Here is a 19,736-nt window from a genome sequence, read left to right as displayed (position 1 = left end):
GGTCAGCGGGCGGCCGCCAGGGTCTTGGTGATGCGCTGCAGCGAGACCGTCTCGGCGGTCCCGAGCTCCTGGGCGAACAGGCTGAGGCGGAACTCCTCGAGCATCCACCGGGCATGCACGAGCTCGGGGTGCGCGCCGGCAGACGGCGGGAAGGTCCCACCGGCGTCCGTGTAGCGGTCGGTCGCGACGGTGACCTCGCGCATCCACGTCGCATCGCGCCCCGGGTTCTGCAGGAGCTTCTGCACGCGGGCATCGACCCCCTGCAGGTACACCCGGATCCGCCGGAGCCGGTCGAGTCCGGCGACGGCGACGAAGCCCGGGAAGACCAGGCGCTCGACCTGCTGCCGCATGTCCGTCAGCGCGGGCAGCAGGGCCATCGAGTTCGCCTGCTTCATCGCCTTGTCGGCCGCCCGCTGCGCGGTGAGCACCGCAGCGACCTCGGACACGGCGGTGAACATCGTGTCGACGACCGTGGCAGAGACGGCGTCCCGCACGGCCTCGAACTCCGCCTTCGTGAACACGAGGCCGTCCGGGTGCGCGCGACGGATGCCGGCGTCCACGACCGCGGCCAGCACGTCGTCGAACAGCGCCGCGGTCGAGGGGTAGGGGCTGGCCGCGAGCGCGAGCTTCTCCTGCGCGGTGAGGTGCGACTGCACGTACGACACCGGCGAGGGCACCGCGTGCATGACGAGCCGCCGGACGCCGGCGGGCATGCTGACCGCTCGGTCACCGGGAGTGGCCAGGAGCCGGACGCCGACGGTGGCCTTCGGGCCGTCGCCCTCCTCGACCAGGGACGGGTAGGCGCGGATCACGCCACCGGCCTGCTTCGTGTCGAGGACCTGCGGCAGGTCGTCGGACGGCCAGGCGGTCAGGCCGGACCGTTCCACCTGCGGGCCGGAGGACGCCCCGGCGACGCGCGCCGCGCCTCCCGGCCGTGCCGCCGCCTTCGCCGTGGCGGAGGCGACGCTCTGCTGGGTCCGGTCCTTCAACTTCGTCTGCAGCGCCGCGAGGTCCTTGCCGGACTCGACCCGGCGGCCGCGCTCGTCGACGACCGCCCAGGTGGGCAGCAGATGGGCGGGCACCCGGGACAGGTCGAAGTCGCCCTCGGTCACCGGCACGTACGTCATCCGCTGGATCGCAGCGGCGAGGGTCGCGCGGAAGGACTCGGTCGGCTCGGTCGGAGCGTCGTCCGGTAGCTCGGCGACGATCTTCTCGGCCCAGTCGGCGGCCGGGACGACGTTCTTGCGGATCTGCTTCGGCAGTGACTTGATGAGCGCGGTGACGAGTTCCCTGCGGAGGCCGCGGACCTGCCAGTCGAAGCCCTCCTCGCGCATCCGGGGGAGCAGCGCCAGCGGCACCTGCACGCTGACGCCGTCGTCCTGCGCGCCCGGCTCGAAGCGGTACTTGATCGCCAGGCGCTGGTCGCCGGAGCGCCACTGCGTCGGGTACTCCTGCTCGTCCTGGGCGGCCTCGGCGGCGTCCTCGTCGAGCAGGTCCTGTCGGCGCATCGTGAGCAGGTCGGGCTGCTCGCGACGGGTCGTGCGCCACCAGCCCTCGAAGTCGCGCGTCGTGGCGACGTCGGCGGGGATCCTGGCGTCGTAGAACTCGTACACGCGCTCGTCGTCGAACAGGATGTCGCGGCGGCGGGTGCGTTCCTCGAGCTGCTCGAGCTCGCGGCGGAGCTTCCGGTTCGCACGGTCGAAGGCCTGCTGCGCGTCCCACTCGCCCTCGACCAGGGCGTGCCGGATGAACAGCTCACGCGAGTGCTCCGGGTCGACGCGCTTGTACTGCACCCGGCGGCGCTGCACGATCGGGACGCCGAACAGGGTCACGCGCTCGTAGGCCACGACCGCGCCCTGCTTCTTCTCCCAGTGGGGCTCGCCGTAGGTGCGCTTGAGCAGGTCCCCGGCGAGCGGCTCGACCCAGGCCGGGTCGATCCGTCCGACGGTGCGGGCGAAGAGCCGGCTCGTCTCGACGAGCTCGGCGGCCATCACTGCGTCGGGCTGCTTCTTCGCCAGGACGCTGCCCGGGAACACCACGAAGCGGACGCCCCGCGCACCGAGGTAGTCGCGCTTCTCCTTGTCGCGCAGCCCGATCTGGCTGAGGAGCCCGGCGAGCAGGGATCGGTGCACGGCGTCGCCGTCCTCGGAGCGGGACTGCCCGACGCGGACGTCGACCTGCTTCGCGGCACGGGACAGCTGGCGGTACAGGTCCTGCCACTCGCGGATGCGCAGGTGGTTGAGGAACTCGGCCTTGCACAGGCGCCGGAACGCGCTCGACGACAGCTCCTCCTGCTTGTCCTCGATGTGGTTCCAGAGGTTGAGCAGGGTGAGGAAGTCACTCGTCGGGTCGGCGAAGCGCGCGTGCAGCTGGTCGGCGTGGGCGCGCTTCTCGAGCGGGCGCTCGCGCGGGTCCTGGATGCTCAGGGCGCTGACGATGGCGATGACCTCGCGACCGACGCCCTGGCGGCCGGCCTCGAGCACCATCCGGCCCAGCCGTGGGTCGATCGGCAGTCGGGTGAGCTGCCGCCCGGCCCTGGTGATCCGACCGTCGCCATCGACCGCGCGGAGCTCGCGGAGCAGGTCGAGGCCGTCCTTCACGCCGCGGGAGTCCGGCGGCTGCAGGAAGGGGAAGCGTTCGATGTCGCCGAAGCCGAGGGAGATCATCTGCAGGATGACCGCCGCCAGGTTCGTCCGCAGGATCTCGGGGTCGGTGAACTCCGGGCGGCGTGCGAAGTCGTCCTCGGAGTAGAGCCGGATCGCGATGCCCGCGCTCGTGCGTCCCGCGCGGCCGGACCGCTGGTTCGCACTCGCCTGGCTGATCGCCTCGATCGGGAGCCGCTGCACCTTCGCCCGCGACGAGTACCGCGAGATGCGGGCGGTGCCGGTGTCGATCACGTACTTGATGCCCGGCACCGTCAGGGAGGTCTCCGCCACGTTGGTGGCGAGGACGACCCGGCGACGGATGCCCGGGGTGGTCCGACGCTCGAACACCCGGTGCTGGTCGGCGGCCGACAGACGTCCGTAGAGCGGCAGGACCTCGGTGCCCGGGTACCGCTTGCCCTCGATCGCCTCCTGCGCGTCGCGGATCTCGTTCTCGCCGGACAGGAACACGAGGACGTCGCCCGGGTCCTCGCGCGCGAGCTCGTCGAGGGCGCCCGTGATGCCCTGGAGCACGTCGCGGTCGTCCGCGCCCGCACCGCCGCGGCTGCCGCTGTCGTCGGTCCGTGGGTCGGTGTCGTCGCCGTCGTCCGCGTCGGTGTCGTCGTCGGCGACGAGCGGACGGTAGCGGATCTCGACCGGGTAGGTGCGGCCGGACACCTCGATGATCGGTGCGTCCCCGAAGTGCCGCGAGAACGACTCCGGGTCGATCGTCGCACTCGTGATGATCACCTTGAGGTCCGGGCGCCGGGGGAGCAGGCGCTTCAGGTACCCGAGCAGGAAGTCGATCGTCAGGGAGCGCTCGTGCGCCTCGTCGATGATGATCGTGTCGTAGCGCTTCAGGTCGCGGTCGAAGTGGATCTCGTTGAGCAGGATCCCGTCGGTCATCAGCTTGATCCGGGTGTTCGCACTCACCTTGTCGGTGAAGCGCACCTGGTAGCCGACGAGGTCGCCGAGTTCGCCGCCGAGCTCCTCGGACACGCGCTCGGCGATGGTCCGCGCGGCGATCCGACGCGGCTGGGTGTGCCCGATCGACTCGCGGCCGAGTTCGAGGCAGATCTTCGGCAGCTGCGTCGTCTTGCCCGAGCCCGTGGCGCCGGCGACGATGACGACCTGGTGGTCGCGGATCGCGGCGGCGATGTCGTCCCGCCGCTGCGACACCGGCAGTTCGGGCGGGTACGTGATGACGGGCGTGGCAGACATGAGCATTCCAGGATAGCGGTCCGGACGGGGCAGGCGTCAGCGCAGCTGGTCGGAGAGCGCAGCGACGTCCCTCGCCGGCAGCGCGCAGACGTGGTCGTGGCAGACGTACGCGGCCGGCGCCGAGCCGTCCCGCCCGTCGAACAGGGAGAACCCGGCGTCGGCCCACCCTCGCGCCTGGTCCGCGGTCACCGTCGCCACAACCGTGCCCGGGCGGCGGGCGGCGAGGGCCGTCCGCCGCATCGGGTCGTCGACCCCGGACACGACGACCTCTGTCACGACGACGACCTCGCGCGACGGCCGTTGCAGGGCGAGGGCGACCCCGAGGGCGTCCGCGTGGCCGAGTGGCCGTTCCGTCCCGGTGTGTGCACGGTCGGCGACGAGCCGGGTCGCGGCGTCACGGAGCGACCGGTCGCCGGTGAGCGCACCCAGCGTCGCAGCCGCCCCCGCCAGCGCCACTGTGCCGGACCGCAGTGCCGTCTGCGGCTGCTCGCCGGTGGCCGTACCGGCGGCACGGAGGACCGGGTCGGTGTCGAACCGCCCGGCGAGGCCGTCGTCGACGAGCGACCGCGCCGTCTCGGCGTACCGGACCTCGCCCGTGACGAGCGCGAGTTCGAGCAACCCCTCGGCGAGCAGCCCGACGTCCTCGATCGTCGGCGGCGCGGACGACGTGCCGTGCGCGGTGCTCGACCGGACGACGACGTGCCCGTCGCGGACGTGGGCGGCGAGGACCGCGTCGGCAGCACCGCGGGCGAGGTCGAGCATCTCGTCGTCGCCGTGCCGCGCCCCGGCGAGCGCGAGGCCGCGGATCGCGAGGCCGTTCCACCCCGTCAGCACCTGGTCGTCGAGCGGCGGCGGGTCGAACTCGCCGCGCTCGTCCAGCGGCAGCCGGTACCAGTCGCCCTCGACGCGGCGTCCGTCGATGGTCGACTCACTGTCCTGCGCCGCGACGAACGCACCGTCCGGCCGGCGGAGCGTGTCCCGGAGGAAGTCGGCGATGCCCCGGGCCTGCTCCGGCCCGGCGACCGCGAGCAGTCCCGCGTTGTCGTAGAGCATCCGCTCGTAGTGCGGGACGCTCCAGTCGCGCTTGGTCGCGTACCGGAACACACCCCCGTCGGCGTCCGTCAGCTCGGTCGTGCGGATCGCGTCGAGACTCCGATCGAGCAGCCCCCGTGCGACGTCGTCGCCGTCGGCCGCGACGTCATCGAGGAACTCGAGGAGCGGCGCGCTCGGGAACTTCGGCGCGCCGCCGAAGCCCCCGTACGTGGTGTCCTCCGCCGAGACGAGCTCAGCGGTGACGGCTCGGATCGCGTCGACGGACGGGAGGCCCGGTGCGGCTCCGTCGGGCCCCTCGCCACCTTGCGTGGCAGCGTCCACCCCCGACCCGCGCGCGGCTGCGTCGGCCGTCGCCCCCTGCGCGATCGCCGCGGCGATCGCGTTCGCGTTCGCGTCCACCTCGTGCCGCCGCTCCGTCCACGCCTCGAGCACCGCCGCCAGGACCTGGCGGAAGGATCCGACCTGACCGACCTGGGTCGGCGGGTAGTACGTCCCCGCGAAGAACACCCGCCCCTCGGGCGTCGCGAACGCGGTCAGTGGCCACCCGAGCTGCTGCGTGAAGGCGCTCGCGGCGGCCATCAGGCTGGCGTCGACGTCCGGACGCTCCTCGCGGTCGACCTTCACCGCGACGAAGTCCCGACGGAGCAGCGCGCCGATCTCCGGGTCCGAGAAGCTCTCCCGTGCCATGACGTGGCACCAGTGGCACGTGGCGTACCCGACCGAGACGAGCACCGGGACGTCCCGCTCCCTCGCTTCTGCGAAGGCCTCCGGCCCCCACTCACGCCAGTCCACCGGGTTGTCGGCGTGCAGGCGCAGGTACGGGCTGACCGCGGTTCCGAGCCGGTTGTCGTTCATGCCTCCAAGCGTGCTCGGACGCCGCTGAGCGCCCGGACGACGGTCCGGAGTGCGTGAGACGGATGATTCATCGCAGGATGTACAGGATCCCTCACAGCTGCATAGAGTTGAGAGGTCGTTCAATTCCCTGGCGACACCTCCCGCGTGGCCGCTTCCCTGGTGACGGCTGCCCGAACGAACGGACCCCAGTGACGAAGACGTCGTGGAGGACCCTGCTGGCCGTGCCAGCCGTGGTCTCACTCGCGCTCGGAGGCGCACTCCTCTCCGCATCATCCGCCAGCGCCGCCCCGGGCGAGCTCGTGGTGACCTCGCCGACCGCCGGTCAGACGACCACGACCCGGGACGTGACGTTCTCGGGCACGGCCGTCGCCGGTTCGACGATCATCATCCACGAGGACGACCAGGCCGGCGCGGTCATCGCCCGGACGAACGTCCCCGCGAGCGGTGCGTGGTCGGTCGACCACCAGTACGCCGACGACGCCCCGGTCCAGCAGACCGCCTTCGTCGACGGCATCGTCGGCCTGAGTGGCTTCGACGAGCCGAAGACCGTGGCCTTCAACCTGCCGGCGGCGCCCGCGCAGCTGACGGTCTCGAGCCCCACCGAGGGGCAGTACCTCGCCACGCGCACCGTCACGGTGTCGGGCACGGGCATCCCGACCGCGAACATCGCGCTCGTGCCGTCCGCGGGGTCGCCCGTCACGGGCATACTGGTCGACGCCGCCGGCAACTGGACCGGCAACGTCACCTTCCCGGACGACGTGGACCGCGCGCAGTCGATCACGGTCAACCAGATCGTCGGCGCTGCCGGTCGTGGCAGTGTCACGGTGAACGTCAACCTGCCGGCGACGCAGACCCTCGTGGTCGAGACGCCGCAGAACGGTTCGACCACCGCCAGCCGGACGGTCACGTTCTCGGGCACCGGCACCGCCGGCTCGCGCGTCTCGCTCACCGGCGACTTCCCGTTCGTCCAGGCCACCGTCGGTGACGACGACCGCTGGTCGGTCGACGTGGCCTTCGCGGACGACGCCGCCGCCGCGCAGTCGGTCCGCCTGACCCAGGTCACCGGTGGCGTCGGCACGGGCGACGTCACCGTCGCGTTCTCGCTGCCCGCAGCCGAGACCACGCCGACCACCCCGGTGCTCGACACGCCGGTCATCACCGCCCCGGAGGACGGCGCGACGGTCGCCGGCCCGAACGTCACGTTCGAGGGCACGGGCACGCCGGGGAGCAACATCCTGCTCGTCGCGGTCCCGACCGACCAGCTGAACGCCCGGGCTGCTGCCGAGCCCGCAGACCCGACCGACCCGATCGTCGTCGGTGCGGACGGCACCTGGAGCGTCACACTCGCCGTCGAGCCCGGGGACTACACCGCCGTCGCGCAGGGCTTCCTGCTCGACGCCGACGGTGAGCCGGTCGTCGACGCCGACGGCGAACCGGTCGTGTCGGACCCGTCCGACCCGGTCGAGTTCACCGTGACCGCGGCCGTCGCCCCGGTCGGCACCACCCCGGCCGCCGGCTCGGGCGGGGCCGGCACGGCTCCCGTCGCGACGACGCCGACCGGTCAGCTCGCCTTCACCGGCGCGGACCTGGCACCCGCAGGCATCGCCGCCGGGCTGCTCGCCCTCATCGGCACGGCCCTGATGGTGGTCATGGCTCGACGTCGGGCGCACTCGGCCTGATCCGACCAGCACGAACCGGGGCGCCCCCTCCGACCACACGGTCGGCGGGGGCGTTCTCGTGTGCAGGGGTCACGTGCTCGGTCGGTCCGGGAGCCAGCCGGTGAGCGCCCCGAGCCGACGGGCGACCTGCTCCGGCGTGCGGCCGTCGGTGTCCACCCGGGCGACCGTGTCCGCGGCGGCCGAGTCGAGCCTCCCGGCCGTCGCCGTGCTGTGGGCGAGCTGCGCCTGCGGGACCGGACCGCCCGCGCGGCGGACCAGTCGCCCGGTGGTGGTGTCGTCGGAGGCGCGGAGCAGGACCGCGGTGACCAGCGGGTCGTCGCCCATCGCGGCGGCGAGCCGCTCGTGCTCGAGCACCGAGACCGTGTTGGTGAACACGAGTCGATGGTGTCCGAGCTCGCGGTACCCCGCCCACATCGACCGGAGGTTCCGCTCGGCGAGCCGCACCTCGGGGTGGGCGACGTGCGGCGCCGGATGGGCGAGGTCGAGGACGTCGCCCTCGATCAGGGCGTGCGCCACGTCCGCCGCGACGAGGAGGTCGTGCAGGGCCTCCGCCGCGGTGCTCTTGCCGACGCCGGAGCGGCCCCCGACGAAGAGCACCTCGGACCGCGGCACGGCGTCAGTCCCTGCCGAGGGAGAGCAGCGCCAGGGCGGCGTCCTCGGGGCCGTAGTCGAACTTGCGGTCCCAGAACGGGTCCTCCGCCCAGGGGACGTCGCCGCCGGCCGGCACAGCGTGCGCGGTCTCGAGCAGCCAGTCGACCTCGGACCGGACGGCGTCGGCGTACCGCGGGGGGTGCCAACCGAGCGCGCGCGCCGCAGTCGTGTCGAGGACGAACGGTGACGGCGAGCTCCACGGGGTCGTGCCGACGAAGGCGGGGGCGTCCTGGTCGAGCAGGACCTCGTCGAAGCGGTGGTCGACGAGCTCGGCGAGGGTGCGCACGATCTCGAGGACGTCGGGCGCGGTCTCGTCGGCCACGTTGAGGATGCGGCGGTCGGGAGCGTCGGCGACGAGTCGCACGAGGGATGCGATCCCGCTCGCGGCCGTCGTGTGGTCGACACCGCGGCCGTGGTCGGCGAGCAGGATGCGCTCCCGACCGTCGAGGGCGCGACGGACCACGAACCACTCCCGCGGGCGGCCGATGCCGACGCCGTACACCTTCGACGGACGGAGCACGGTGACCGGGGCGCCGTGGTCGAGCAGGACCTGTTCGGCGGCGACCTTCGCGGCGCCGTAGCCGTCTCGCGAGGTCGGGTCGCCGTCCCCGGCGATGACGGTGGGCTGCAGTTCGGTGACCGGGCCGCCGAACACGGGCTTGTCGACGGCGTTCGCGTGCCGCCCCTGGTCGTCGACGTACACCGCCTTCGACGACACGAACACGGTCGACCCGAGGTCGTCGAGGAACGGGCGCAGCTGCAGGGCGTCGTCGCGGGTCACCCCGACGGTGTCGATGAGCAGGTCGGCACCGGGGCGCAGGAGGTCGCGGAGCACGGTCGTGTCGCGTCGGTCACCGGCGACGAAGGAGGCGCCGGCTGCGGTCAGCGCATCGGCGGTCGGACCGCCGCGACGCGCGACGACGTCGACCCGCCAGTCGTCGCCGCCTCGGCCGGAGACGTCGAGGAGGTCTCGGACCACCGCGGACCCGATCCCGCCGGTACCGCCGAGGACGACCGCGCGTCTGGTGCTCATGCGCCAACGCTAGTGCCGCGACGCTCCCCGGCGTCCGGCAGCGCGGGTGTCAGGACGCGACCAGCTCCGGTTTGAGGCGCCACCACTCGGCGAGCGAACCGTCGTAGACCTTCACCTGGTCGTGTCCGAGCACCGTGAGGGCGAGCGCGTCGACGCACGCTGCGCTGCCGACACCGCAGTACGTCACGAACTCGTCGGCGTCGAGCACCGGCGCGAACACCTCGGCGAGCGCGGCCCCGCGGCGCAGGGTGTTCGTGTCGGGGTCGACCACGTCGTCCGTCGTGATCGCCGTGCTGCCGGGGACCACCCCGGGGTGGTCGGCACCGAGCGCGGACGGGGGAGCCGCGAGGACCACCGCCGCCGGCTCCTCGCCGCGCACCGCCCGCAGGACACGGTCGTGGTCGGCCCACACCGGGCGTTCCTCGCCGGCCAGGAACGACTCCGTGGACGACGGCAGGACCGCTCCACGGAGCGGTCCGACGCGGACGGGTCGTCCTTCGTCCCGCCACTTGCTGAAGCCGCCGTCGAGCACCGCGACGTCGTCGAAGCCGAACGCGCGGAAGATCCACCAGAGCCGGGCTGCCCACTCGCCGACGCTGTCGTCGTAGACCACGACGGTGGAGCCGTTCGTGATGCCGAGAGCCCGCGCTGCGGACTCGAAGCGCTCGGCACTCGGTCGGGTGAAGGGGACCTCGGCGTCGGGCGCGGAGAAGTCGTCGACCAGGTCGGCGTACCGGGCTCCCGGTACGTGCCCGTGCTGCTCGTACGCATCGCGGGCGGCCTGCCACTGCATCGCCGTTCCGACCCCCGTGGTGTGCACCGACGCGTCGAGCACGACGAGCTCGTCGGCGCCGATGTGGTCGGCGAGCCACTGCGTCGACACGAGGGGCGAGGTCAGGACGGGGGCCATGTCGCCCACGGTAACGCGGCCCTCTGACGAGTCCACGGATGTCCGACACACTGCGCAACGACGATCTCAGGCGCGCGAGGCCACCGAATCCGCTCGCACCGGGAGCGGTGTGCGTCGACCGTTCGTTCGGCTGCGGCTACGGCGTCGGCCCGCGAACGCGACATCCCACGCGTCGATCGACGCGTGGGATGTCGCAGAGCCGAGCGACCGTGGCGGCCCGGGCAGCGGCAGCAGCCGGGCAGCCGGGCCAGCCGCTGCTGCCCGGGCTAGTGCGCCGCGGCCGGAATGCTCCCCGTCGTGGCTGCAGACGCCCGCTCGAGCTTCGCGAGCCGCACCGACTGCCGGTTGATGAGCAGACCGCCGGCCAGGGCGACGAGCACGAGCACGCCGGCCGAGATGCCGAAGGCCACCTGGTACCCGTCGATCACGGCCTGGGCCTGCTGGAGCTTCGTCGGCGCCGCCGAGAGCCCCGACAGGCTGTTCTTCACGACGTCGGCGAAGATCGTCGAGAGCAGGGCGGTACCGATCGAGCCGCCGATCTGCTGCATGGTGTTCACGGTCGCCGAGGCGACCCCGGCGTCCGCACGGGCGACCCCGGTCGTCGCGGTGTTCATGGCGGACGAGAAGATCGTGCCCATGCCGAGACCGATCACGATCAGCGCCGGCAGGACGGTCCCCGCGTAGGTGCTGTCGACCTCGGTGCGGAGCAGCAGCAGGAGTCCGGTCGCCGCGACGAGACCACCGGCGAAGATCAGGACCTTCGGGCCGACGCGGGGGAGCAGACGCCCGCCGATCTGCGTCGCCGAGACCATGATCGACAGCGGCATCGGCAGGAACGCCAGGCCGGTCTGCAGCGAGCTGAAGCCGAGGGTCTGCTCGAGGTAGTAGGTCAGGAACAGGAAGATGCCGAACATGCCGATCGCCACGAGGCCGATCGCGATGAAGGCACCACCGCGGTCACGGTCGAGGACGACGCGGAGCGGCAGCAGCGGGTGCGCGACCCGCGTCTCGATCACGACGAACGCGGCGACGAGCAGGACACCGGCGGCGAGCATGACGATCGTGAGCGGGGCGTCCCACCCGTTCGACTCGGCGTTCGAGAAGCCGTAGACGATGCCGACCAGGCCGGCGGTGATCGTCAGGACCCCGGCGACGTCGATGCGAGGACGCTCGACCTTCGGCGGCTTCGCCATGAAGACGAGTGCGCCGACGACGCCGAGCACCGCGAACACGACGTTGACGTAGAGGCACCAGCGCCAGGAGGCGTACTCGGTGAGCACGCCGCCGAGCAGCAGACCGATCGCCGCACCGGAGCCGGCGATCGACCCGAAGATGCCGAAGGCCCGGCCGCGTTCCTTCGGGTCGCGGAAGGTCGTGGTGAGCATGCCGAGCGCCGAGGGGGCGAGCAGGGCGCCGAAGACACCCTGCAGTGCACGGGCGGCCACGAGCAGGCCGAAGGAGTCCGCGAGACCGCCGAGCACCGAGGCCAGGGCGAACCCGACCAGGCCGACGATGAAGGTTGTCTTGCGGCCGAACAGATCACCGAGGCGACCCCCGAGCAGCAGCAGGGAGCCGAACGCCAGCGAGTAGGCGGTGACGATCCACTGCCGCTGGTCGGTGCCGAAGCCGAGGTCGGCCTGTGCCGACGGGAGGGCGATGTTCACGATGGTCGCGTCGAGCACGACCATGAGCTGGGCGAGGGCGATGACCGCCAGCGCGATCCAGCGGTGGTTGGCGCGGTCAGAGCCGGAGCCGGGCGTGGTGCCGGCAGCGCGGCCGGTCGTCGTGGGTGCCGACCCGGTCGGGGCAGGCACGGTCTGTTCTGCCGTCACGGCAGCCTCCTTCTGAGAAGGGTGGAGGTGGCGGAGCACGCGCCGTCGAGCGCTTCGCGAGGAGGGTGAACCGGATGTGGTGCATCCGCTTGTGTCGAGTGTAGACCGAAACGGACGTACCGCATCCGTTTGTTCCCAGAATCTTCAACTACGGTCGATCGCGTGAGCACCACCGACACCGCGCACGACCTCGAGCGCCCCCTGCGCGCCGATGCCGCGCGCAACCGCGAGCTGATCCTGCAGACCGCCCGCAGGTGCTTCGCCGAGCGCGGGTTGTCGGTCACGCTCAACGACATCGCGCACGAGGCCGGTGTCGGCGTCGGCACGGTCTACCGCCGGTTCGCGGACAAGGACGCCCTGATCGAGGCGCTCCTCGCCACCAAGTTCGAAGCGATGAACGCCGCCGCTGCCCGCGCCGCGCAGGAGACCGATCCGCGCGAGGCACTGCGCGTCTACCTGATGGGCGTGTTCGAGTTCCGCGCCCGCGACCGCGCCCTGGCCGACGCGATCGTGCGTGCCGGGAAGGCGCGGCCGTCGATCGTCAGCGAGCGGGACCGGCTCGAGCGCCAGGTCGCGACGATCATCGAGCGTGCTGCCACCGCCGGGGTCGTACGCGCCGGGTTCAGCTACGCCGACCTCCCGATGCTCACCACGATGGTCGGCGCCGTCGCCGACATGACCCGCGCGCAGGACCCGGACGCCTGGCGCCGCTACGCCGAGGTCGTGCTCGAGGGCGTGCTGCCGGGCGGCACCACCGACCCGATGGTCGGCGCCCCGCTCGACCGCGCCGCCATCGAACGCGCCCTGCACGGCCAGCCCTGACGGTCGCCGCCGCGACGGTCCACCGGACGGGAGGCGCATGGCGGCGCCGCACCGCGCCTCCCGTCCGACAGTGGCGCACCGACACGGAACGGACCGTCGCGTCCCGACGGGACGGCTACAGCCAGCTCGGCAGCCAGTAGTGCGACCGGATGAAGTCCCACGGCATCTGCAGCCCGGTCCACATCGGGTACCAGTACACCGATGCCAGCACGACCACGCCGAGGTACACCCCGATCCACACCAGCGCCCTCGTGCGTCGTGGCCGCGGATCGGTCCGTGACCCGGCGACGAGCCCGATCGCCGCAGCCAGCCCCATCACGAGGAACGGCTCGAACGCCACCGTGTAGAACTGGAACACCGTTCGGTCGGTGTACAGCAGCCACGGCAGGTACCCGCCCGCGACACCGATGAGCACGAAGCCGTACTCCCACCGGCGCCGCAGCACGAAGAGCACGAGCAGGGCGACCGCCGCGATCACCGAGGCGTACCAGATGAACGGGTTCGCGATGCCGGTGATCGCCTCGCCGCAGCGGTCCGCCCAGCAGCCGTCCTGACCGCGGTTCGTGCCGACGTAGTACATCGACGTCGGTCGTTGCATGACGAGCCACAGCAGCGGGTTCGCCTGGTACGAGTGCGGGGTGTGCAGGCCGATGTTGAAGCCGTAGATCTCCGACTGGTAGTGCCACCAGTTCTGGAACGAGTCCGGCACCCAGGCGAGCAGCCCCGTCCAGCGCTCCCCGCCCGACGCGATCCAGTTGCGGTCCCACCCGCCGGACGTCCGGAACCACCCCGTCCACGACGCCAGGTAGGTCACGGCGGCGATCGGCACCGTGAGCAGGAACGTCACCGGTGCCTGCTGCAGGAACGCGCTCGACGACCAGAAGGCCACGCCCGCCCGGCGGCGCATCAGCACGTCACTGAGCACGGAGTACAGCGCGAAGAACGCCAGGAAGTACAGGCCGGACCACTTCGTCGCCGAGGCCAGGCCGAGCGCGACGCCCATCGCGAGGAGCCACGGCCGCCACAGCAGCACCGGTCCCCACAGGGTGTCCCGACCGCCGTCCGCCCGCCGCCGGACCCAGTCGTCGAGCCGCCGCTGCGCCCACCGCCGGTCGAGCAGCAGCGCTCTCGCACCGAGCACGACGAAGAACGTCAGGATGCCGTCGAGCAGCGTCACGCGCGACAGCACGATCGCCTGCCCGTCGATCGCGAGCAGGAAGCCGGCGAGCGTCCCGATCGCCGTCGAGCGGAACAGCGAACGGGCGATGACCGCGGTCAGGAACACGGTCGCAGTGCCGAGCACGGCGACCGTGAACCGCCACCCGAACGAGCTGTCGGCGCCGAACAGCAGCATGCCGAGGCCGATCAGGTACTTGCCGAGCGGCGGGTGCGCGATGAACTCCGCCGCCCGCGAGTACAGGTCGGTCTCGCCGTCGGCGAACCGCTGGTCGGTCGTCGGGGCTCCGTCGCCGGAGGGGTTCGCGGGCCAGGTGCCCTCGTACCCGAGGTGCACGATCGACCAGCCGTCCTTGACGTAGTACGTCTCGTCGAACACGAGCGAGTGTGGGTGTCCGAGCCCGACCAGGCGCAGCACGGCCGCCAGCAGGGTCACCGCGATCGGACCCGTCCACCGCCACAGCGCGACGCGCCGCGACGTCGACAGGACCCGACCCCACCAGTCGTCGAGGCGGGAGCCGACCGGTCCGTCGACGAGGGCGGTGCGGTCGTCGGTCAGCTCGCTGGTCATCGCCTGCATCCTACGGATCGCCGCCACGGCGGACCTGGCACCAGAATGGGGAGGTGATCGTCCTCGCAGCAACGCCCATCGGCAACCTCGGCGACGCGTCGCGCCGGCTCGTCGAGACCCTGTCGAACGCGAGCGTCGTCGCCGCCGAGGACACCCGGACCGCGATCCACCTGATGCGCGCGCTCGGCATCGAGAACCGGCCGCGCCTCATCGCGCTGCACGAGCACAACGAGCGTGCGAAGGCCTCCGAGGTCGTCGAACTCGCCCGCGACGAGGACGTCGTGGTCCTCACCGACGCGGGGATGCCGGCGATCAGCGACCCGGGGTTCCCGCTGGTCGAGGCCGCTGCGGCCGCGGGCGTGACGGTCACGGCCCTGCCCGGCCCGTCGGCCGTCCTCATGGCCCTCGCCGTCTCCGGTCTGCCGACGGATCGCTTCAGCTTCGAGGGCTTCCCGACCCGCAAGGCGGGGGAGCGCCGGAGACTGTTCGCGTCGCTCGCGGGGGAGCAGCGCACGATGGTCTTCTTCGAGTCACCGCACCGGCTCGCCGACACGCTCGCCGACATGGCAACCGGGTTCGGCGACGACCGCCGCGCGGTCGTCTGCCGCGAGCTCACGAAGCTGCACGAGGAGGTCCGGCGCGACTCGCTCGCCGCACTCGCCGCGTGGGCGGCCGAGGGGGTGCGCGGCGAGATCTGCGTCGTGGTCGAGGGCTCCACCGGCGTGCTCGACGTCACGAGCATCGAGGACGGGGTGCGGCTCGTGCTCGAGCGGGTCGCCGCCGGGTCGCGCATGAAGGAGGCCGCCGCGGCGGTCGCGGACGCGACCGGGCTGTCGAAGCGCGACCTGTACGAGGGCGCGCTCGCAGCCCGGTAGACGCGACCGGCGACTGCCTGGAGGCACGGTGCCCGCCCGCCCCGCGCCTCCCGTCCGGTTCTCCACAGGCGGCGCGCGGGGCGCGTCACGCGGCTCCGGGCCGCCCGTAGGATGGTCCGCATGTCCGACGGGTCCTCGTTCAGCATCACCACGCCGATCTTCTACGTGAACGACGTGCCCCACATCGGGCACGCCTACACCGAGGTGGCCGCGGACTTCATGGCGCGCTGGCACCGCCAGCGGGGCGACGACACGTGGCTGCTCACGGGGACCGACGAGCACGGCCAGAAGATCCTGCGCACCGCGAGCGCGAACGACGTCTCCCCGAAGGAGTGGGCCGACCGGCTCGTCACCGACGCGTGGAAGCCGCTGCTCGACACGGTCGACGTCGCGAACGACGACTTCATCCGAACCACCGACGAGCGCCACGAGCGCGGTGTGACCGCGTTCCTGCAGAAGCTGTACGACGACGGCTTCATCTACGCCGGCGAGTTCGAGGGCTTCTACTGCGTCGGGTGCGAGGAGTACAAGCAGCCGAGCGACCTGGTGCCCGGCACCGGTGCGTACGAGGGGCAGCAGGTCTGCGCGATCCACTCGATCCCGGTCGAGGTGCTGGCCGAGCGCAACTACTTCTTCCGGATGAGCGACTTCGAGCAGCGCCTGCTCGACCTGTACGAGTCGAACCCGCAGTTCATCCAGCCCGAGAGCGTCCGCAACGAGATCGTCTCCTTCGTCAAGCAGGGCCTGCGCGACCTGTCGATCTCGCGGTCGAGCTTCGACTGGGGCATCCAGATCCCCTGGGACCACGACCACGTGCTCTACGTGTGGTTCGACGCCCTGCTCAACTACGTCACCGCGCTCGGCTACGGGTCGGACGACGACGAGGCCTTCCAGCGCCTCTGGCCGAGCGTGCACATCGTCGGCAAGGACATCGCTCGCTTCCACGCCGTGATCTGGCCTGCGATGCTCATGGCCGCCGGGCTCCCGGTGCCGGAGCGCGTCTTCGGGCACGGCTGGCTCCTCGTCGGCGGCGAGAAGATGTCCAAGTCGAAGCTGACCGGCATCGCGCCGTCGGAGATCACCGACACGTTCGGTTCCGACGCGTTCCGCTACTACTTCCTGCGCGCGATCACCTTCGGGCAGGACGGCAACTTCAGCTGGGAGGACATCTCCGCCCGGTACTCGGCCGACCTCGCGAACGGCTTCGGCAACCTGGCCTCGCGCCTCGTCGCCATGCTGCAGAAGTACTTCGACGGCGCGGTCCCGGAGCGTGCCGAGCTGACCGACTCGGACCGGGCGATCGACGCCCTGGCGGTGTCGGTCACCGAGCGCGCCGACGCCGCGATCGAGGCGTTCGCCCCGCACGAGGCGATCGCCGCCGTGTGGGAGCTCGTCGACGCCCTGAACGGGTACATCACCGAGCAGGAGCCGTGGGCGCTGGCGAAGGACGAGGCGGAGCGTGCACGCCTCGGTACCGTCCTGACGACGGCGCTCCGCGGTCTCGGCACCGTGAACGTCCTGGTGTCCCCGGTGATGCCGAAGGCGACCGAGAAGCTCTGGGCCTCGATCGGTGCCGGCGGCTCGGTGACCGAGCAGCGGGTGGACCGCGCCTGGGAGTGGCAGGGTGCCGAGACCGTGGTGCCGCTCGGGTCCGGCCTGTTCCCGCGCATCGAGCAGCAGCCCGAGCAGGGCGCAGCGTGACCGACGCGGCCGACGCCTCGCACGTCCGGGCCCGGGGCGAGGGGGCGTCCGGCGGCTCGAAGCGCGACCTGAGCTACCCGCCGCTGCCGCAGGCGCTCGTCGTACCGGTGTACGACAACCACACGCACATGGAGATCGCCGACGGTGTCGGCGAGGGCGGCGACGGTCCGCTCGACTACCGCGAGCACCTCGACCGTGCGTCGAGCGTCGGCGTCCGCGGCGTCGTGCAGGTCGGCACCGACCTGGCGACGTCGGAGTGGTCCGCGCAGATCGCCGCGCGGGAGCCCCGCGTGCTGGCAGCCGTCGCGCTGCACCCGAACGAGGCGCCCGTGCTCGACGAACAGGGGCTGCTCGACGAGCACCTCGCCGGCATCGAACGGCTCGCGGCGCTGCCCCGGGTCCGGGCGATCGGCGAGACCGGGCTCGACTTCTTCCGGACGGGTGAGGACGGCCGTGCCGCACAGGTCCGTTCGTTCGAGGAGCACATCCGGATCGCGAAGGAGCACGACCTCGCGCTGACGATCCACGACCGCGACGCCCACGACGCCGTGGTGGAGGTGCTCGACCGTGTCGGCGCTCCCGAGAAGACCGTGTTCCACTGCTTCTCCGGCGGCCCGGACCTCGCCCGGCTCTGCGCCGAGCGCGGCTGGTACATGTCCTTCGCCGGCACCGTGACCTTCAAGAACGCGCAGTCGCTGCGTGACGCCCTCGAGGTCGCACCGCGCCACCTCGTCATGATCGAGACCGACGCGCCCTTCCTGACGCCGACGCCGTACCGCGGTCGGCCGAACGCGCCGTACCTCATCCCGCTCACGCTCCGGTCGATGGCCGAGACCCTCGGCACGGACCCGTCGATGCTCGCGGCGCAGATCGCCTCGACGACCGAGCTCGTCTACGGGGCGTGGGACGCCGAGCCCGTCACGGTGGACCAGTAGCCGTGGGCGCGCTGCTCGGCCCGGCGGAGATCCGGGACCTCGCCGCCAAGCTCGACGTCACCCCGACGAAGAAGCTCGGCCAGAACTTCGTGCACGACGCCAACACCGTGCGCCGCATCGTCGCGGCCGGGCGGGTCACGCCGGACTCCCGCGTGCTCGAGATCGGACCGGGTCTGGGGTCGCTGACCCTCGGCCTGACCGAGACCGGCGCGTCCGTCACCGCCGTGGAGATCGACGGCCGGCTGGCGGCGCAGCTCCCGACGACCGTCTCGCTCATGCAGCCCGACGCGCGCCTGTCGGTCGTCCACCAGGACGCACTCGCCGTGACCGCGGACGAACTGCCCGAGGAGCCGACGCACGTCGTCGCGAACCTGCCGTACAACGTCTCCGTCCCCGTGCTGCTGCACCTGCTCGCGACCTTCCCCACCATCGAGCGGGTGCTCGTGATGGTGCAGGCCGAGGTCGGCTACCGCATCGCGGCGGAGCCCGGGAGCAAGGTCTACGGCGCTCCCAGCGTCAAGGCGGCCTGGTACGGGTCGTGGTCGACGGCCGGGCAGATCAGCCGCCAGGTGTTCTGGCCGGTGCCGAACGTCGACAGCGTGCTCGTCGGCTTCGACCGGCGCGAGCGTCCCGGCGACGATGCCCTGCGCGCGCAGGTCTTCGCCCTCGTCGACGGGGCGTTCCAGCAGCGCCGCAAGATGCTCCGGCAGAGCCTGTCCGGTGTGCTCGGCTCCAGCGCCCGTGCAACCGAACTGCTGACCGCCGCCGGTATCGACCCGACCGCCCGGGGCGAGGCGCTGTCGCCGGACGACTTCGTGCAGCTCGGACGGACGGTGCTCGCCACCGCCTGACGGCGCGCTGCTGGAACACGAAGCGTAGGTCGAGCCACCGTCCGTCTTGCTGCCGGACTTTCCTGGCGGTTGACATGCATACGAAGTGCTGTTGCCGGGGCTCGGCTTGGCTCTACCGTCCCTCGAGACACCACCTCGAAGGAGCATCATGAGCACCGACAACGTCGACCTCAGCAAGGTCGCAGGAATGACGGCTTCGCCGCGCGAGCGCCACGTGTTCTCGAAGGACGAGATCGATTCGATCAAGGCCCGGACACCCGTGCCTCAGGGAACGCCCGAAGAGCGACGGGCACGGCTGCACCGCGCGTTGCACTCCTTCGTCTCGCGCAGGGACTTCAGTCCTGCATCTCGTCTCCTCGACCGCGGCTGATCGGCGAATGTCGTCGCTCCATGACCCGGGATCGTTCGGGGTCACCGCCTACGAGCAGTTCGTCGGTACGCCCGTCAGCGTCGTCGTCGACTCGTGGTTCCTCCGGCGTGCGATGGACACCAGAGCGAGCGGGCACCCTGAGGCGGCAGCGTTCCTCCAGCGTCTCGACCTCCTCGGGACTGACTGTTACTACAGCGGTCCGACCGAACTGGAACTCATCGAGTCGGCTCACTCGATCGGCCAACCGGAGATGCTCGCCGAATGGAACGAAGTGAAGTGGTCGACGCGCGTGCACTGGGTGAGCATCGACGCGGTCACGGACGACGTCGAGGAGCTCGTCGCCGACTACGGACTGACCGCCAGCGGTGCCGTCCAGGTCGCAACCGCGATCGCGGTGGAGGCGGAAGCCCTGGTGACCGTCGACCCAGCGTTCGGCAGTGTCGACGCCGCGACCCTGCAGCTGCTCGTCGACTCCGCGAGCGTCGGCCCGGCTCGACGTCACCGCCGCTGACGCAGCGGGAGCGCGTCGAGCGGGAGAGTCCCTCCCGCTCGACGTGAT

15 protein-coding genes are annotated in these 19,736 nt (G+C 71.9%); 8 read left to right on the top strand and 7 right to left on the bottom strand.

Going from position 1 to position 19,736, the window contains the following annotated elements; genetic code table 11:
* Positions 1–2: 2 nt before the first annotated feature.
* The gene (gene hrpA / locus C1N91_RS13145; protein WP_137768082.1) at positions 3–3,863 is read right to left on the bottom strand and encodes an ATP-dependent RNA helicase HrpA; all 3,861 of its coding nucleotides are present in this window, start codon (positions 3,861–3,863) and stop codon (positions 3–5) included.
* Positions 3,864–3,899: 36 nt separating this feature from the next.
* Positions 3,900–5,771: a thioredoxin domain-containing protein gene (locus C1N91_RS13140; RefSeq protein ID WP_137768081.1), complete on the bottom strand. Its 1,872-nt coding sequence runs from the start codon at positions 5,769–5,771 to the stop codon at positions 3,900–3,902.
* Between the two features lie 221 nt (positions 5,772–5,992).
* On the opposite strand from C1N91_RS13140, the gene C1N91_RS13135 reads away from it, so the two are divergent.
* Entirely contained in the window at positions 5,993–7,450 is a 1,458-nt protein-coding gene (locus C1N91_RS13135) for a hypothetical protein (RefSeq protein ID WP_137768080.1), read from the top strand.
* Between the two features lie 69 nt (positions 7,451–7,519).
* Here the strand turns inward: C1N91_RS13135 and C1N91_RS13130 are convergent, their stop codons facing one another.
* The 4 genes from C1N91_RS13130 to C1N91_RS13115 form a co-directional block, all read right to left on the bottom strand.
* Positions 7,520–8,062, bottom strand: a complete 543-nt coding sequence (locus tag C1N91_RS13130) for an ATPase (protein WP_137768079.1) — start codon at positions 8,060–8,062, stop codon at positions 7,520–7,522.
* 4 nt (positions 8,063–8,066) lie between these two features.
* The gene (locus tag C1N91_RS13125; protein WP_137768078.1) at positions 8,067–9,134 is read right to left on the bottom strand and encodes an NAD-dependent epimerase/dehydratase family protein; all 1,068 of its coding nucleotides are present in this window, start codon (positions 9,132–9,134) and stop codon (positions 8,067–8,069) included.
* Between the two features lie 49 nt (positions 9,135–9,183).
* Positions 9,184–10,044 carry a sulfurtransferase gene (locus C1N91_RS13120; protein ID WP_137768077.1) on the bottom strand — a complete coding sequence of 287 codons (861 nt, stop codon included), beginning with the start codon at positions 10,042–10,044 and terminating at the stop codon, positions 9,184–9,186.
* Positions 10,045–10,310: 266 nt separating this feature from the next.
* Positions 10,311–11,876, bottom strand: coding sequence for an MFS transporter (locus C1N91_RS13115; RefSeq protein WP_137768076.1), 1,566 nt, complete (start codon positions 11,874–11,876; stop codon positions 10,311–10,313).
* A 162-nt stretch (positions 11,877–12,038) separates the two neighbouring features.
* Between C1N91_RS13115 and C1N91_RS13110 the strand changes: the two genes are divergently transcribed.
* A complete protein-coding gene (locus tag C1N91_RS13110) occupies positions 12,039–12,698 on the top strand; it encodes a TetR/AcrR family transcriptional regulator (RefSeq protein ID WP_217496433.1) in 660 nt (219 codons plus the stop codon).
* Positions 12,699–12,813: 115 nt separating this feature from the next.
* On the opposite strand, the gene C1N91_RS13105 is transcribed toward C1N91_RS13110, so the two are convergent.
* Positions 12,814–14,445 (bottom strand): dolichyl-phosphate-mannose--protein mannosyltransferase, encoded by a 1,632-nt coding sequence (locus tag C1N91_RS13105; protein WP_137768074.1) that lies wholly within the window; start codon positions 14,443–14,445, stop codon positions 12,814–12,816.
* A 53-nt stretch (positions 14,446–14,498) separates the two neighbouring features.
* Between C1N91_RS13105 and rsmI the strand changes: the two genes are divergently transcribed.
* The 6 genes from rsmI (at position 14,499) to C1N91_RS13075 (ending at position 19,688) form a co-directional block, all read left to right on the top strand.
* Positions 14,499–15,320 (top strand): 16S rRNA (cytidine(1402)-2'-O)-methyltransferase, encoded by an 822-nt coding sequence (gene rsmI / locus C1N91_RS13100; protein ID WP_137768073.1) that lies wholly within the window; start codon positions 14,499–14,501, stop codon positions 15,318–15,320.
* Between the two features lie 120 nt (positions 15,321–15,440).
* A complete protein-coding gene (gene metG, locus C1N91_RS13095) occupies positions 15,441–17,021 on the top strand; it encodes a methionine--tRNA ligase (protein WP_137768072.1) in 1,581 nt (526 codons plus the stop codon).
* The gene (locus C1N91_RS13090; RefSeq protein WP_175416024.1) at positions 17,018–17,956 is read left to right on the top strand and encodes a TatD family hydrolase; all 939 of its coding nucleotides are present in this window, start codon (positions 17,018–17,020) and stop codon (positions 17,954–17,956) included. Before metG ends, C1N91_RS13090 begins: the two co-directional genes overlap by 4 nt.
* A gap of 2 nt (positions 17,957–17,958) precedes the next feature.
* On the top strand, positions 17,959–18,807 hold the full coding sequence (gene rsmA, locus C1N91_RS13085; RefSeq protein WP_137768071.1) for a 16S rRNA (adenine(1518)-N(6)/adenine(1519)-N(6))-dimethyltransferase RsmA: 849 nt from the start codon (positions 17,959–17,961) through the stop codon (positions 18,805–18,807).
* Positions 18,808–18,955: 148 nt separating this feature from the next.
* Positions 18,956–19,177, top strand: a complete 222-nt coding sequence (locus C1N91_RS13080) for a hypothetical protein (RefSeq protein ID WP_137768070.1) — start codon at positions 18,956–18,958, stop codon at positions 19,175–19,177.
* Positions 19,178–19,184: 7 nt separating this feature from the next.
* The gene (locus tag C1N91_RS13075) at positions 19,185–19,688 is read left to right on the top strand and encodes a type II toxin-antitoxin system VapC family toxin (RefSeq protein ID WP_137768069.1); all 504 of its coding nucleotides are present in this window, start codon (positions 19,185–19,187) and stop codon (positions 19,686–19,688) included.
* Positions 19,689–19,736: the final 48 nt, after the last annotated feature.

The organism is Curtobacterium sp. SGAir0471, assembly GCF_005490985.1.
In the GTDB taxonomy this organism is placed as follows: Bacteria; Actinomycetota; Actinomycetes; order Actinomycetales; family Microbacteriaceae; genus Curtobacterium.
This window is presented reverse-complemented; position numbering and strand designations above follow the sequence as displayed.

What these genes read in the sequence shown, in the direction of transcription:
- hrpA (WP_137768082.1), bottom strand. Translation starts at nt 3,863, where the DNA reads ATGTCTGCCACGCCCGTCATCACGTACCCGCCCGAACTGCCGGTGTCG.
- C1N91_RS13140 (WP_137768081.1), bottom strand. Translation starts at nt 5,771, where the DNA reads ATGAACGACAACCGGCTCGGAACCGCGGTCAGCCCGTACCTGCGCCTG.
- C1N91_RS13125 (WP_137768078.1), bottom strand. Translation starts at nt 9,134, where the DNA reads ATGAGCACCAGACGCGCGGTCGTCCTCGGCGGTACCGGCGGGATCGGG.
- C1N91_RS13120 (WP_137768077.1), bottom strand. Translation starts at nt 10,044, where the DNA reads ATGGCCCCCGTCCTGACCTCGCCCCTCGTGTCGACGCAGTGGCTCGCC.
- C1N91_RS13105 (WP_137768074.1), bottom strand. Translation starts at nt 14,445, where the DNA reads ATGACCAGCGAGCTGACCGACGACCGCACCGCCCTCGTCGACGGACCG.
- metG (WP_137768072.1), top strand. Translation starts at nt 15,441, where the DNA reads ATGTCCGACGGGTCCTCGTTCAGCATCACCACGCCGATCTTCTACGTG.
- C1N91_RS13080 (WP_137768070.1), top strand. Translation starts at nt 18,956, where the DNA reads ATGAGCACCGACAACGTCGACCTCAGCAAGGTCGCAGGAATGACGGCT.
- C1N91_RS13075 (WP_137768069.1), top strand. Translation starts at nt 19,185, where the DNA reads ATGTCGTCGCTCCATGACCCGGGATCGTTCGGGGTCACCGCCTACGAG.